Origin of the sequence: Streptomyces sp. NBC_00461 (assembly GCF_036013935.1) — a bacterium.
Classification (GTDB): domain Bacteria; phylum Actinomycetota; class Actinomycetes; order Streptomycetales; family Streptomycetaceae; genus Streptomyces.
In genome coordinates, this window is record NZ_CP107902.1 from 1739098 (window position 1) to 1753141 (window position 14044).

Here is a 14044-nt window from a genome sequence, read left to right on the forward strand (position 1 = left end):
CCCGTCGGTAGCGATCGCCGCACAACCTACGGGATGCTCCGCCGGGACCGCAATGGCCTCCCGAGCACCAGCAGCACCGCCGTCACCAGATACGGCAGGGCGCACAGGGCGAAGGCTGTGCTGTGCGCGGTTCTCGTCTCGACGGCCGCGTATCCGCCGTACACCGCGACCGTGGCGAGGTCGCTGCCCAGGCCCGCGACCGAGGTCAGGGTGGCCCGGCGCTTGTCGTCGATGCGCTGCTGGAGCCGGACGTCGGCCAGCACGGTCGCCAGCTGGAAGCCGCCGAAGGCGAGGGCGACGAGGCCCAGCGCGAGAGGGGTCCCGGCCGCGGCGCCCACGGCCAGGGCGAGCGCGGCACCGACGAGAACGGCCGCCAGTCCCGCCGTACCCATGCGTTCGCACCTCCCGGCCAGCAGGCTCCCGGCGGTGGCTCCCGTCCAGATCAGCAGGAGCAGATAGGGGACGGTCACCTCGGCCACCCCGGTGTCCCGCACCAGCAGTGGCGTGTACTCGTCGAGCGCCTCCCACACGGACGCGACCGCCGGGACGAGCAGCAGCGCTCCGCGCAACGACCGGTTGCGAAGGACTTCGGCGAGCCCGTCCCGCAGCATCGGGGCCCAGCCGTCACCCCCGGTTTTCAGCTCCGGCCGGTCCTCCGGGAACCGGGTCGCCGTCACGGCGGTCGCCAGACAGGCCAGTACGCTCGCCGCGCCCACGGCCGGGTAGCCGCCCCAGGCGAACACGGGTCCGGCGAGCGCCAGAGCCGCCATGATCGCGACGTGCCCGGCCGCCCTGGCCCGGCCCATGATCCGGGCGTACTGCTCGGCCGCGCCGAGCCGCTCCAGTTCCTCGTACACCAGCGCCTCCAGCGCACCGGAGCCCAGCGCTCCGCGCGCGCCCCACAGGACGAAGCCGAGGGCGAAGGCCCAGTACGACGGGGTGAGGATCCACAGCGCGAAGCCGGCGGCGGTGAGCAGCGGGCCCAGCCAGAGCAGCAGCCGCCGGGAGACGGCGTCGGCCCAGGCGCCGGAGGGCACCTCCAGCACGACGCCCGTGATCGACCAGATGGCGAACAACGAGGACATCTGCCAGACGGACAGGCCGGTGTCGCTGAACAGCAGGGCGTACACCGGGTAGAGCAGGACGAAGTCGTCGAGGAACGCGTAGCCGTACAGCGTGGCCGTGAGCCGACGGACGCCGGTGCCGACGGACACGCGCGCAGGTGAGAGTGTCATGGGGCCTTCCCGCAGGGACGGATCGGATGCCGGAGGTACGGCGTCCGAGGCGGTCCTCGGGAGGCACGGCTGGTGGATCAATGTCGCCAGGTCATGTCACCGATGGTAGGCGGACCTGGCGCGTTCGTCCGGTGAATTTCCCACCCTCAGGTCGGGGACCCCGACGAGAAGCGGCGCAGCAGCGGCGACAGCACCAGCACGGACTTGGTGCGCTCGACGAAGGGCTCCCCGGCGATGCGCTCCAGGACCCGTTCGAAGTGCCGCATGTCGGAGGCGAAGACCTGGACGATCGCGTCCGCGTCGCCGGTGACCGTCGACGCGGCCACGACCTCCTGGTAGCGCTCCAGGCCCCGCCGGATGGTGTCCGGCGAGGTGTTGTGGCGGCAGTAGATCTCGACGAACCCCTCGGTCTCCCAGCCCAGGGCCCCCGGGTCCACCCGTACGGTGAAGCCGGTGATGGCCCCGGTGGCGCGCAGCCGGTCCACGCGCCGCTTCACGGCGGGCGCGGAGAGGCCGACGAGCTGCCCGATGTCCGCGTAGGAGCGGCGGGCGTCCTCGGCGAGGGCGTGCACGATGCGTTCGTCGAGATCGTTCAGCACTGCTGGTCGTTCACTTCTCTTCGGGCGTGAGAACTTCTGGCGCGAGAACTTCTGGCGCGGCAAGGCGGGATCGGCGATAGCCGTACCCGAAGTAGAACACGAGCCCCACCGCCATCCAGACCCCGAAGACGACCCAGGTGACGGCGGACAGACTGCCCATCATCCAGACGCAGAACGCGAGCCCCAGGGCCGGCAGGACCGGCGACAGCGGGACACGGAAGGTACGGGGCATGTCCGGGCGGGTGCGGCGCAGCACGACCACGGCGATGTTGACCAGCGCGAAGGCGAAGAGCGTGCCGATGCTGGTGGCGTCGGCGAGCTGGCCGAGCGGAATCGCGGCGGCGAGGACACCGCAGAAGAGGGACACGATGACCGTGTTGGCGCGCGGCGCACCGCTCTTGGGATGGACCTTCGCGAACAGCTTGGGGGCCAGGCCGTCCCTGGCCATCGCGAAGAGGATGCGGGTCTGGCCGTAGAGCACGGTCAGCACGACGCTCGCGATGGCGATGACCGCGCAGGCGGCGAGCAGGGTGCCCCAGAAGGTCTGGCCGGTGACGTCGCGCATGATCTGGGCGAGCGCGGCCTCCGAGTCGTTGAACCGCCGCCAGGGCTTCGCACCGACGGCGACGGCCGCGACGAGCACGTACAGCGCGGTGACGATGACGAGCGACAGCATGATGGCCCGCGGCAGGTCGCGCTGTGCGTTCTTGGCCTCCTCGCCTGCGGTGGAGGCGGCGTCGAAGCCGATGTAGGAGAAGAAGAGCGTGGCCCCGGCCGCGCTGACGCCCGCCATACCCAGCGGCATGAAGTGCTGGTAGTTCCCGGACCTGAAGCCCTGGATGCCGATGGCGCAGAACAGCACCAGCGCGGCGATCTTCACACAGACCATGATCGTGTTGGCGCGCGCGGACTCCCGGGCGCCACCCAACAGAAACGCCATGGCCAGCAGGACGACGATCAGTGCGGGCAGGTTGAAGATGCCCCCGTCGCCGGGCGGCGCGGACAGGGCGTCCGGGATGGTGACGCCTATGGTCCCGTCGAGCAGTTCGTTGAGGTACTCGCCCCAGCCGACGGCCACGGCGGCGACCGAGACGCCGTACTCCAGGACCAGACACCAGCCGCAGATCCAGGCGATCAGCTCACCCATCGTTGCGTATGCATACGAGTAGGAGGACCCTGCGACGGGAATGGTGCCCGCCAGTTCCGCGTACGAGAGGGCCGAGAAGAACGCCGTCAGACCGGCGATCACGAAGGACAGGGTGACGGCGGGACCGGCCTTCGGCACCGCCTCGCCGAGGACCACGAAGATGCCGGTGCCGAGGGTGGCGCCGATGCTGATCATGGTGAGCTGCCACAGCCCGAGGGAGCGGCGAAGGCTCCCTCCCTCGCCCTGGCCGCCCTCCGCGACCAGGCGTTCCACAGGCTTGCGACGCATGAGGCGCGCGCCGACGCCCGGGGACGGTGGGGCGTTGGTGGTACGGCCTTGCGGGGGTGCGCCTTGGTCGAGCACGCGCTGACTCCTTCGTCACTGCGGTCAGGGCGGCGGGGACCGGCGGCACCCCTGCGCGAGCAGGAACCCACCGAGCGGGGTCCCCGCCACGCCACGTACAGCGCATGACCCTATGCGCCATTCCTTCACGGGCGTAATGCAGCAACCTTGCACGTGTCCGCAAGATCGTTGCGTTCCTAGCGGGAGGGTGTCCATTCGTTGCGCGCGGGCTGCGGAGCGTTGCGCGCGCGGGCGCGTCACCCCGCTTCGTGCTCCCCTGCGACCGCCCTGGCCTTGGCCTCGTCGGCCAGGTCGAACCCCATCGCCCGGGTTTGCCGTACGCCCGGCCTGGGCGTCGATCCAGCGGGTGTGCGCCTCCCAGGCGGCCTGCTTGCCGGCGCCGAACGCGGCCCCGCTCTGCGACCAGGGGGCCCTGGCCTCGCGCGACGAACGGACCGTCAGCTGCCGCCCGTACGCGGCCTTTTGGGCCACGATCGCGTACCTACCGGCCGCCCCTTCTGCCGGGCGACGAGGTGGGTGCGCTCCTCCACCCCCTGCCGCGCGAAACGCCGGCCGTGGACCGAGGTTGCCGGCCCCCGATCTTCCCGACGGGACCACTTGCCGTGGGGCAACAGGGGCCGTGCGCAAGGGAGTTGGCTCAGCTCCAGCTGGCGTGCAGCGGCTTGCCCTCCGCGTAGCCGGCGGCGCTCTGGATGCCGACCACGGCCTTCTCGGCGAACTCCTCCAGGGAGCCCGCGCCGGCGTAGGTGCAGGAGGAGCGGACGCCCGCGATGATCGAGTCGATCAGGTCCTCGACGCCGGGACGGGCCGGGTCGAGGAACATGCGGGAGGTCGAGATGCCCTCCTCGAACAGCGCCTTGCGGGCGCGGTCGTACGCCGACTCGTCCGAGGTGCGGTTGCGGACCGCGCGCGAGGACGCCATGCCGAACGACTCCTTGTAGAGCCGGCCGCTCGCGTCCTGCTGCAGGTCGCCCGGGGACTCGTACGTGCCCGCGAACCACGACCCGACCATCACGTTGGACGCACCGGCCGCGAGCGCCATGGCCACGTCGCGCGGGTGGCGGACACCGCCGTCGGCCCACACGTGCTTGCCGTACTTCTTCGCCTCGGCCGCGCACTCCAGGACCGCGGAGAACTGCGGCCGGCCGACGCCGGTCATCATGCGGGTGGTGCACATGGCGCCGGGGCCCACACCGACCTTGATGATGTCCGCGCCGGCCTCGATCAGATCCCGCACGCCCTCCGCGGCCACGATGTTGCCCGCGACGATCGGGACCTGCGGATCGAGGGCCCTCACGACCTTGATCGCGCTGATCATCGACTCCTGGTGGCCGTGCGCCGTGTCGATGACGAGCGTGTCGACACCCGCGTCGAGCAACTGCTTGGCCTTGCCCGCGACATCGCCGTTGATGCCCACGGCGGCGGCGAGACGCAGCTTGCCCTGCGCGTCCACGGCGGGCGAGTACAGCGTGGCGCGCAGGGCGCCCTTGCGGGTGAGGATGCCTGCGAGCTTGCCGTCCTTGTCGACGGCGGGCGCGTAGCGGCGGTTGGCCGCGTCGAGGCGGTTGAACGCTTCGCGCGGGTCGATGTCGGCGTCCAGGAGCAGCAGATCCCGGGACATGACGACTTCGAGCTGGGTGAAGCGGTCGACACCGGTCAGGTCCTGGTCGGTGACGACGCCCACGGGGCGGCCGTCCTGGTCGACGACCACACCGGCGTTGTGGGCGCGCTTCGGCAGCAGGGCCAGCGCGTCGGCGACGGTCTGGTGCGGGGCCAGCACGATCGGGGTGTCCAGGACGTGGTGGCGGCTCTTCACCCAGGAGACGACCTCGGTGACGACCTCGATCGGGATGTCCTGCGGGATGACCACGAGGCCGCCGCGCCGGGCCACCGTCTCGGCCATGCGGCGGCCCGCGATGGCGGTCATGTTGGCGACGACCAGCGGGATGGTGGTGCCCGTGCCGTCCGGGGAGCTGAGGTCCACGCCCTGCCGCGAGCCGACGGCGCTGCGGCTCGGGACCATGAAGACGTCGTCGTACGTCAGGTCGTACGGGGGCTGGATGTCGTTGAGGAAACGCACGTGCTGCACATCCCAGTCGATCAGAGGCGGCCCCCGGACAGGTCTGCCAGAGGGAAGAGCACGTACCTCATTGTCCCATGTCGGCTGGAATGCGTTGCCCGGGCGGATCGTCCAGGCAGGTCAGAGGCTCCTTCAGAGAAACCTCCAAGCCCTATCGCGCCGCGTTCCCGAGAGCGAGCGCCACGCAGAGCGCGGGCGTCCGGTCGACGGCCTCGGAGAAGACCTCCTGAGCGGTCTGCCACTCCTCGGGCCGCGCCTTCGCGTACGGCCGCCAGTTCCGTACGACGACCAGCAGGCCCCGCTCCACCGCGCCTTCGGGCCAGACGGTGTGGTCGGAGAGGCTGTCGACGAGGGCGTCCCAGTTGCGGCCGAACCAGTCGGGCAGCCGCAGGGCACGGGCGGAGCGGTCCATCAGACCCGCCTTGTCCGTGACCCCGTCGAGGTCCAGCGTGACCACGAGTTCCGTCATCTCAACACCGCCCTGAACGATTCGTAGTGATCATCGGTGTAGTAGATCTCGCCGCCCTGCCCGGTGACAATGCGCCGGGCTCCGCGGTCGCGCGAGCCGGGAGTCCTGACGGTGTATTCGAGGTAGTAGCCACGCTGATGCCCGGGCAGCAGCCCCTCGAAGTTCCCGAAAACGACGCCGTCCCTGGCGTAGGGGAAGGGCCCGCCCTTGTCGATGAGCACGAGCGTCTGCCGCGCCTCGGCGGGGAGCGCGGACGCCTGGACGGTTGCCAGGTCGCCGACCCATGCGGGAGTGGCGGCACTTGACCGACCGCCTGTCGTCCCCGATGTCCCGGACGTCCCCGTTGTCGACGAACAACCCGTCAGAAGGACGACGAGACAGACCAGCATCCCGGCGAGCACCCGGGGGACGAACCGCAGCATCATGTCGCCGATGCTGCCACGGCCGCCCCCTTCCGACCTGCCGTCAGGGCCCGTCGGGGTCCGCCCGGTTGAGCGCCGGCTTCGGCGTCTGACCCGACGTCATCAGTACGTCCGCGGCCGACGTGTCCGTCACCAGGCTGGTGACGAGCCCGGAACGCAGCACCGCGTCGATCGCGGACGCCTTGCGCGCGCCGCCCGCGATCGCGACGACCTCGGGGACACGGCGGAGCTGGTCGGTCTTGACCGTGATGCACCGCTCGCCGAGGTCCCGTCCGACCCGGCGGCCCTGGGTGTCGAAGAGGTGCGCGGACATCTCGGCGGCGACGCCGAGCGAGGCGTAGTGCGCGCGCTCCTCGTCGCTGAGCATGTCGTGCACCGTCGAGATGCCGGGCTCCCAGGAGCCGATGGAGACACAGGCGACGGTGACCTTGTCGAAGTACTCGAAGGCCCGCGCGATCCCCGTCTGGTTGCGCAGCGCCGCCGCGGTCGCCGCGTCCGGCAGCAGCATCGGCGCGTAGATCGGGTGGGCGTCGCCGCCGGACACCTGGGCGGCGCGGCGTACGGCCTCGACGGATCCGCGCTCGGCGGTCCCGGCGTCGTACACACCCGTCAACTGCACCACCGTGCACGGCGGCAGCCGGTCGAGCGCGGCGGCCATGTGAATGGTGGAGCGGCCCCAGGCAAGGCCGAGCACATCGCCCTCGTTGACGAGTTCGCCGAGCAGGTCGGCGGCGACCTCGCCGAGGTTCTCGGGGTCGGGCGACTCCTCCGCGTCGGCAGGGGACTCCACCACGACGGCGTGCCTGAGGCCGTAGCGGGCACGCAGCGCGTCCGAGCGCTCCGCGTCCAGCTCGGCCGGGACGCGGATCTCGATCCGTACGAGATCCCGTTCGAGAGCCGTCTCCAGGACCCGGGCCACCTTGAAGCGGCTGACGCCGAACTCCTCCGCGATCTGGATCTTGGACTTGCCCTCGAGGTAGAAGCGGCGGGCCATGGCCGCCGCCTGCACCAGCTCAGCGGGTCCCATCCGCACTGCTGACCGGCCCGCCGACATACCCGACACGGCGATCTCCTCACTGCTGTTCACGCTGTGGATTCGCCGTTCATCCTTGCAGATCCGGCGTACTTGATCCGCCCCGATGGGCGGCGTTCACGTAGCTGTTCACGTTCCTGTTGGTCAGTGGTCGCATGCCCAGGACGCCTTGGCGGTCACGTTCTCCGCCTGGGTGCGCAGTGCACGTACCGCTTCGGCCGGGTCCTCGGCCCCGTACACCGCCGAACCGGCGACGAAGACGTCGGCGCCGGCCTCCGCGCAGCGCTCGATGGTGGAAGCGGAGACTCCGCCGTCGATCTGCAGCCACAGCTCCAGTCCGTGCTTGCTGATCAACTCGCGAGTGCGGCGAATCTTGGGAAGCATGATGTCGAGGAACGCCTGCCCGCCGAAGCCCGGCTCCACCGTCATGATCAGCAGCATGTCGAGCTCGGGGAGCAGGTCCTCGTAGGGCTCGATGGGCGTCGCGGGCTTCAGCGCCATGGAGGCGCGAGCGCCCTTGGCCCGGATCTCCCGGGCAAGCCGCACGGGCGCGGCGGCAGCCTCGACGTGGAAGGTGACGGACGATGCCCCCGCTTCGACGTACTGCGGGGCCCAGCGATCGGGGGCCTCGATCATCAGATGGCAGTCCAGCGGGGTGTCCGTCGCACGCGCCAGCGACTCTACGACCGGCACACCGAGCGTGAGGTTCGGGACGAAATGGTTGTCCATGACGTCTACGTGGAGCCAGTCGGCTCCTTCGACCGCCTTCGCCTCGTCCGCGAGGCGGGCGAAGTCGGCGGACAGGATGCTGGGGTTGATCTGCACGGCCATGACCCAAGCCTGCCATGTCCGGGCACGTTTGTTCGCGCCGGTCCGGACCTAAGCCGTTCATCGGATGTTGTCCGCGGACGGCGCATGCCATGCTGGGCCGCCGACCGGCACCGCGTACGGCCACGGGGGTCGCCATGAGGCAGCTCGACGTCTGGAAGCGCAACACCATCGCTTTCGTGTGCGGGCGGCGCTCCAAGTGGCTGATCGTGGCCCTGTGGCTCGTGGTCCTGGTGATCGCGGCGCCGTTCGGGATGAAGCTGAACGACGCCCAGGACAACGACGCGCAGTCCTGGCTGCCCGGGTCCGCCGAGTCCACCCAGGTCCTCGACGTCTCCGGAGACTTCAGGCCCGAGCAGATCCCCGCGGTCGTCGTCTACGCGCGGGCGGACGGGCTGACGGCGCAGGACCGGCAGCAGATCGCCCAGGACGCCCAGCAGGTCAAGGCGCTGCGCGCCCACGGCATCATCGGTGCCGAGACGAAAGGCCCGATCTACGACCGGCGGACGGCACCACGAGCCGCCCAGATCTACGTGCCGATCACCATGGACGCGCAGGGCTGGCAGCGGATCGCGCCCGCCGTCGACTCGATCCGCGACCAGGTGGGCAAGGGCGGCGGCGGACTCGCGGTGCACATCACCGGGCCGGGCGGCACGTCGGCGGACTTCTCCAAGGCCTTCGAGGGCATCGACTCGACCCTGCTGTTCTCGGCGATGGCCGTCGTGATCGTGATGCTGCTGCTCACGTTCCGCAGTCCGACGCTGCTGTTCGTGCCGCTGCTCGGGGTCGTGGTGGCCCTGTTCACGGCACAGGCGCTGATCTATCTCCTCGCACGGCACGCGGGCCTGACCGTGAACGGTCAGAGCGCCGGCATCCTCACGGTGCTCGTCTTCGGCGCGGGCACCGACTACGCCCTGCTCCTGGTCGCCCGCTACCGGGAGGAACTGCGCCGGCACGAGGACCGCCACGAGGCGATGGCGCTGGCCATGAACCGCGCGGGACCGGCGGTGCTCGCCTCCGGACTGACGGTCGTCCTGAGCATGCTGGTGCTGCTCGTCGCCGAGATGAACTCGACGCGCGGCCTGGGCCCGGTGGCGGCGATCGGCGTGACGATCGCTCTCCTGGCCATGCTCACCCTCTTCCCGGCCCTGCTGCTGATCTTCGGCCGCTGGATCTTCTGGCCGACCGTCCCGCACTTCGGGTCCGCCGATCCGACCGAACGCGGCATCTGGGCCCGCATGGGCCGTCGTATCGCCCGCCGTCCGCGCATGGTCTGGAGCATCACGGCCGCGGTGCTCGTGGCCCTGTCCCTGGGCCTGTTCCAGTTGCGTGCGGCGGGAATCGCCAACGCGGACGCCTTCACCAACACACCGGACTCCATCACCGGGCAGAAGGTGTCGGCGCGTTACTTCCCGGCGGGCTCCGGCGATCCGCTGGTGATCGTCTCCAACAAGGCGCAGGCCACGCAGGTGGGCCGCGCCGTCGCCGCGGACCGCGGTGTCGTGCCGACGAGCATCGGCATACCACCCGGCACCGCGCCCGAACACAACGGTCAGGTGCTGTTCGAGGCGACCATGCGCGCCCCGGCCGACAGCGACGCGGCGAAGGCGACCGTGCAGCGGGTGCGCCACGCGGTGCACGTCGTGCCGAACGCCGACGCCCAGGTGGGCGGCGGCACAGCCGCCCTGCTGGACATGGAGAACGCCCAGACCCACGACAACTACCTGGTCATCCCACTGGTCCTGGTCGTCGTCCTGCTCGTGCTGGGCATCCTGCTGCGCGCCCTGGTGGCACCGCTCCTGCTGATCGGGACGGTGATGCTGTCCCTGGCCACCGCGCTGGGGCTGAGCGCCCTCGCCTTCCGGCACGTCTTCGACTACGCGGGCGAGGACGTGTCCTTCCCGCTGTTCGTCTTCGTGTTCCTGGTCGCGCTCGGCATCGACTACAACATCTTCCTGACCACACGCATCCGCGAGGAGGCCTTCCACCGCGGCACCCGACCCGGGGTGGTGACGGGCCTGGCCACCACCGGCGCGGTGATCACCTCGGCCGGCCTGGTCCTGGCGGGCACGTTCGCCGCCCTGGGCACGCTGCCGATGGTGGGCTTCGCGGAGATCGGCTTCGCGGTCGCACTCGGCGTCCTGCTCGACACGTTCGTCATCCGGTCCGTGCTGGTCACCTCACTCTTCCTCGATGTGGGAAAGAAGGTGTGGTGGCCGCACCGCCTGGCCCACCAGGACGGCGGAACGCCCGCGGCGAGCGAGGCGGAGCAGGTCAGCCAGTCCTCCGAATAAGGGCCAGATACATGGCGTCGGTCCCGTGCAGGTGCGGCCACAGCTGTACGTCCGGACCGGCGCCGAGGTCCGGCACGCCCGGCAGGAGCGGGCGCGCGTCGACGAGTTCGGCGCCCGGATGCTGCTTGAGCAGGTCGTCGACGACGGCCCTGGTCTCGGCCAGGTGCGGCGAGCAGGTGGCGTAGCCCACGACGCCGCCGACCCGTACGGCGTCCAGGGCGGAGCGCAGCAGGGCACGCTGGAGCGGCCCGAACTGGTCCAGGTCCTCGGGACGACGCCGCCAGCGCGCCTCGGGCCGCCGCCGCAGCGCGCCGAGCCCCGTGCAGGGCACGTCCATCAGCACCCGGTCGAAGGAGCCGGGCCGCCACGGCGGGCGGGTCCCGTCGGCGGTGATGACCTGGTAGGGCCCGGGGTTGCCGCGCAGCGCCTTCGCGACCAGGCCGGCCCGGTGCGGCTGCTTCTCGGAGGCGAGCAGGGCCGCCCCCCGCTCAGCGGCCAGTGCCCCGAGCAGCGCCGCCTTCCCGCCGGGCCCGGCGCACCCGTCGAGCCACTTCTCGTCCGGCCCGTCCAGGGGGGCGTTGGCCAGCGCCACCGCCACGAGCTGACTGCCCTCGTCCTGCACGCCCGCACGGCCGTCCCGTACGGCCTCGATCGCGCCGGGCTCACCGCCTTCGGTGAGCCGCACGGCATACGGCGACCAGCGCCCCGCGACCGCGGCCTCCTCCCCGAGCAACTCCTCGGTCCTGGCCCGCCCGGGCCGCGCGACCAGAGTCACCTCGGGCCGCTCGTTGTCCGCCTCCAGCAACCGCTCGATGCCGGCCCGGCCGCCGCCGAGAGAGTCCCACAGCGCGGACACGACCCAGCGCGGATGCGAGTGGACGACGGCGAGGTGGTCCTCGGGGTCGTCCTCGTAGGGCGGCGCGACCTTCTCGATCCAGCCGTCGAGATCGTCCTGCGCGACCTTCCGCAGCACGGCGTTGACGAACTTGGCCCGCCCGTCACCGAGCACGACCCGGGCCAGCTCGACCGAGGCGGACACGGCCGCATGGGTCGGGATCCGCGTCCCGAGCAACTGGTGCACCCCGAGGCTCAGCACGTCCAGCACAGGCGGGTCGACCTCGCGCAGCGGCCGGTCCACACAGGCGGAGATGACGGCGTCGTAGGTCCCCTGCCACCGCAGCGTCCCGTACACCAGCTCCGTCGCGAGCGCCGCGTCCCGCCCGTCGAACGTGTCCGGTCCCTCCTTCTCCCGCGCCTTGCGCAGCAGCGGCGGCAGAACGAGGTTGGCGTACGCGTCCCGCTCGTCCACGGCCCTCAGCGCCTCGAAGGCGAGCATGCGGACGGGGTCCTTCTTGGGCCGCCGATAGGGCTTAGGGGACTTGCGGGGCGCAGGGGAGGTGTCGCTCACGAAAAAGGTGCTCCGGTATGTCTGGTCGGACTACGCACCAAGCCTACGTCCCACCCACCGCCTCGCTAGCTCCCACCCACCACCTTGCTAGCTCCCACCCACCGCCTTGCTAGCTCCCGCCCACCACCCTGCTAGCTCCCGCCCACCACCCTGCTACCCGCCGAGGCGCTCCCCGTCGGCGATCCGCACGCCCCGCGCCCAGTCCGCCGCTCGCATCGGCTTCTTGCCCTGGGCCTGTACCCACAGCAGCTCGACGGCGTACGAACCGGTGCCGACGTGCACGCTGTTCTTGCCGACGGCGAGCTGCCCGGGCGGGAGGTCGGTCCGCTCCGGCACGGGCGTGACGTGGATCAGCTTGAGCCGCTCCTCCCGGAAGGTGGTCCAGGCGCCGGGCGCCGGGGTGCAGCCGCGCACGACCCGGTCGACCCGCAACGCCGGGGTGGCCCAGTCGACCTGGGCGTCCTCGACAGTGATCTTCGGCGCTGTGGTGATGCCCTCGGCCGGCTGCGGTACGGCCTTCAGCGTGCCGTCCTCAATGCCGTCCATGGTCGCGGAGAGCAGCCCGGCGCCGGCGAAGGCCAGCCGGGTCAGCAGGTCGCCGCTGGTGTCGTTGTGCCGGATCTCCTCGGTCACCGTGCCGTAGACCGGCCCGGAGTCGAGGCCCTCCTCGATGAGGAAGGTGGAGGCCCCCGTGATCTCGTCCCCGGCCATGATGGCGTGCTGCACGGGCGCGGCGCCGCGCCAGGCCGGCAGCAAGGAGAAGTGCAGGTTGACCCAGCCCTGGGCGGGGACGTCGAGGGCGACGCGGGGCAGCAGGGCGCCGTAGGCGACGACGGGACAGCAGTCGGGGCCGATCTCCCGCAGCCGCGCGAGGAATTCCGGATCCCTCGGCTTGAGCGGCCTCAGCACCTCGATCCCGGCCTCCTGGGCCCGCTGCGCCACAGGGGACGCGACCAGCCTGCGTCCCCGCCCGGCCGGTGCGTCGGGCCGCGTGACGACGGCGGCCACCTCGTGCCGCCCAGAGGCGATGAGAGCGTCCAGAGCGGGAACGGCGACCTCGGGGGTACCGGCGAAGACGAGCTTCATGGGTGGGCGGGGCCTCTCGGACGGGGGCTGTTGCGGCGACGTACAAGTCTATGACCCCGACCGGAAAGCTCCAGGACCACACCGGGAAAGCCCACGGTCACGCATGCCGACGGGAAGGATCCGGGCGAGGTCCGCGGCGGGAACCGGCACTTGGGGGCGTAGGCATATGCCCCCACGCCCCCAGACCGTGACCCCCGAAGCAAAAACACGTTGGTCAAGAAAGATTGACCACAACGGGCCGCGATCGCGCGGCCCGGATCCTTTTCAACGCCGGTTCGAGAGGCTTGTTCATGGCCGACCACGCAACCCACGACGCCCAGGCTCGGGCCAGCCTGCACTTGCTGGTGCGGGACATCGAGCGGGTCCGCCGGCAGGTGGACGCACTGCGCACGCTCACCGCCCAGTTGGGCAACGTCTACCGCCCCCGCCGCTCGGGCCCCTCCACGGGCTTCGTCGTCTACGGACGCGCTCCCGCCCCGACCGTCCGTCTCGCGCAGGAACTGCGCGACAGTGTCGAGACCCTGGTCACGGCCGCGGTCGACTTCGACCGCTCTCTCGGCTTCTCGTGGGACGCGGTGGGTTCCGCACTCGGGGTCACCAAGCAGGCGGTGCACCGCCGTTACGGCGCGCGCCGGGCCGCGGCCCAGGCGGCCGCCGAGACCGAGCGGGCCGCCGAGCCGGCGGGATCCCTGCCGGTCGCCGTGAACACCGGTATGCCGACGGTGCCGACGGTCCCCGCCGCCCGTTCCATGCCGACCCAGCCGACGGCCGGCAGCCCCACGCTCCGCGACGAGGTCAGGCCGACAGCATTCCCCGGCCCCCGCAACGGCTGAGCCACCTTCCTCCCCTGCCCTCCCGGCACGCATCCGGGAGGGCAGACGCATGTCGGGACGCTGGGGAGACCTGTCGGGACGGCAGAGGTAGGAAGCCATGTCTGGACGTACATGGGGAGCCATGTCCCCGGACACAGTGGGGAGGCACGCCAGGACGCAGGTACGAGGCATGCCTGGACGCACGCAGGTACGGAGGCACGCCTGCACGCAGGTACGGGGCACGCATGGACGCACGCAGGTAGGGCGG

General features: G+C 71.2%; 12 protein-coding genes. 2 read left to right on the forward strand and 10 right to left on the reverse strand.

Features of this window, described 5'->3' with window-relative positions; translation table 11 throughout:
* Positions 1-26: 26 nt before the first annotated feature.
* The 8 genes from OG870_RS08420 to rpe form a co-directional block, all read right to left on the reverse strand.
* Positions 27-1235: an MFS transporter gene (locus OG870_RS08420; RefSeq protein WP_266586033.1), complete on the reverse strand. Its 1209-nt coding sequence runs from the start codon at positions 1233-1235 to the stop codon at positions 27-29.
* A gap of 146 nt (positions 1236-1381) precedes the next feature.
* Positions 1382-1834, reverse strand: coding sequence for an Lrp/AsnC family transcriptional regulator (locus OG870_RS08425; RefSeq protein WP_099927428.1), 453 nt, complete (start codon positions 1832-1834; stop codon positions 1382-1384).
* Positions 1835-1844: 10 nt separating this feature from the next.
* Positions 1845-3344 (reverse strand): amino acid permease, encoded by a 1500-nt coding sequence (locus tag OG870_RS08430; RefSeq protein ID WP_266586031.1) that lies wholly within the window; start codon positions 3342-3344, stop codon positions 1845-1847.
* Between the two features lie 637 nt (positions 3345-3981).
* Entirely contained in the window at positions 3982-5424 is a 1443-nt protein-coding gene (locus OG870_RS08435; RefSeq protein WP_266520108.1) for a GuaB1 family IMP dehydrogenase-related protein, read from the reverse strand.
* Between the two features lie 151 nt (positions 5425-5575).
* Entirely contained in the window at positions 5576-5893 is a 318-nt protein-coding gene (locus tag OG870_RS08440) for a barstar family protein (RefSeq protein WP_266510605.1), read from the reverse strand.
* Positions 5890-6318 carry a ribonuclease gene (locus tag OG870_RS08445; protein ID WP_266586029.1) on the reverse strand — a complete coding sequence of 143 codons (429 nt, stop codon included), beginning with the start codon at positions 6316-6318 and terminating at the stop codon, positions 5890-5892. Before OG870_RS08445 ends, OG870_RS08440 begins: the two co-directional genes overlap by 4 nt.
* Before the next feature lie 40 nt (positions 6319-6358).
* Positions 6359-7402 (reverse strand): sugar-binding transcriptional regulator, encoded by a 1044-nt coding sequence (locus OG870_RS08450; RefSeq protein WP_266586027.1) that lies wholly within the window; start codon positions 7400-7402, stop codon positions 6359-6361.
* Positions 7403-7492: 90 nt separating this feature from the next.
* On the reverse strand, positions 7493-8179 hold the full coding sequence (gene rpe, locus OG870_RS08455) for a ribulose-phosphate 3-epimerase (RefSeq protein ID WP_266510611.1): 687 nt from the start codon (positions 8177-8179) through the stop codon (positions 7493-7495).
* A gap of 134 nt (positions 8180-8313) precedes the next feature.
* Between rpe and OG870_RS08460 the strand changes: the two genes are divergently transcribed.
* Entirely contained in the window at positions 8314-10470 is a 2157-nt protein-coding gene (locus OG870_RS08460) for an MMPL family transporter (protein WP_266586026.1), read from the forward strand.
* Here OG870_RS08460 and OG870_RS08465 read toward each other — a convergent pair.
* Complete coding sequence (locus tag OG870_RS08465; protein ID WP_266586024.1) at positions 10451-11878, reverse strand: RsmB/NOP family class I SAM-dependent RNA methyltransferase; 1428 nt, start codon at positions 11876-11878, stop codon at positions 10451-10453. The genes OG870_RS08460 and OG870_RS08465 overlap by 20 nt on opposite strands.
* Before the next feature lie 153 nt (positions 11879-12031).
* Entirely contained in the window at positions 12032-12964 is a 933-nt protein-coding gene (gene fmt / locus OG870_RS08470; RefSeq protein ID WP_266923439.1) for a methionyl-tRNA formyltransferase, read from the reverse strand.
* A gap of 290 nt (positions 12965-13254) precedes the next feature.
* On the opposite strand from fmt, the gene OG870_RS08475 reads away from it, so the two are divergent.
* On the forward strand, positions 13255-13797 hold the full coding sequence (locus OG870_RS08475; protein ID WP_266510619.1) for a hypothetical protein: 543 nt from the start codon (positions 13255-13257) through the stop codon (positions 13795-13797).
* Positions 13798-14044 lie beyond the last annotated feature (247 nt).

Excerpts from the sequence above, each read along its gene's own strand:
- rpe (WP_266510611.1), bottom strand. The coding sequence starts at position 8,179 with ATGGCCGTGCAGATCAACCCCAGCATCCTGTCCGCCGACTTCGCCCGC.
- OG870_RS08420 (WP_266586033.1), bottom strand. The coding sequence starts at position 1,235 with ATGACACTCTCACCTGCGCGCGTGTCCGTCGGCACCGGCGTCCGTCGG.
- OG870_RS08475 (WP_266510619.1), top strand. The coding sequence starts at position 13,255 with ATGGCCGACCACGCAACCCACGACGCCCAGGCTCGGGCCAGCCTGCAC.
- OG870_RS08460 (WP_266586026.1), top strand. The coding sequence starts at position 8,314 with ATGAGGCAGCTCGACGTCTGGAAGCGCAACACCATCGCTTTCGTGTGC.
- OG870_RS08445 (WP_266586029.1), bottom strand. The coding sequence starts at position 6,318 with ATGATGCTGCGGTTCGTCCCCCGGGTGCTCGCCGGGATGCTGGTCTGT.
- OG870_RS08440 (WP_266510605.1), bottom strand. The coding sequence starts at position 5,893 with ATGACGGAACTCGTGGTCACGCTGGACCTCGACGGGGTCACGGACAAG.
- fmt (WP_266923439.1), bottom strand. The coding sequence starts at position 12,964 with ATGAAGCTCGTCTTCGCCGGTACCCCCGAGGTCGCCGTTCCCGCTCTG.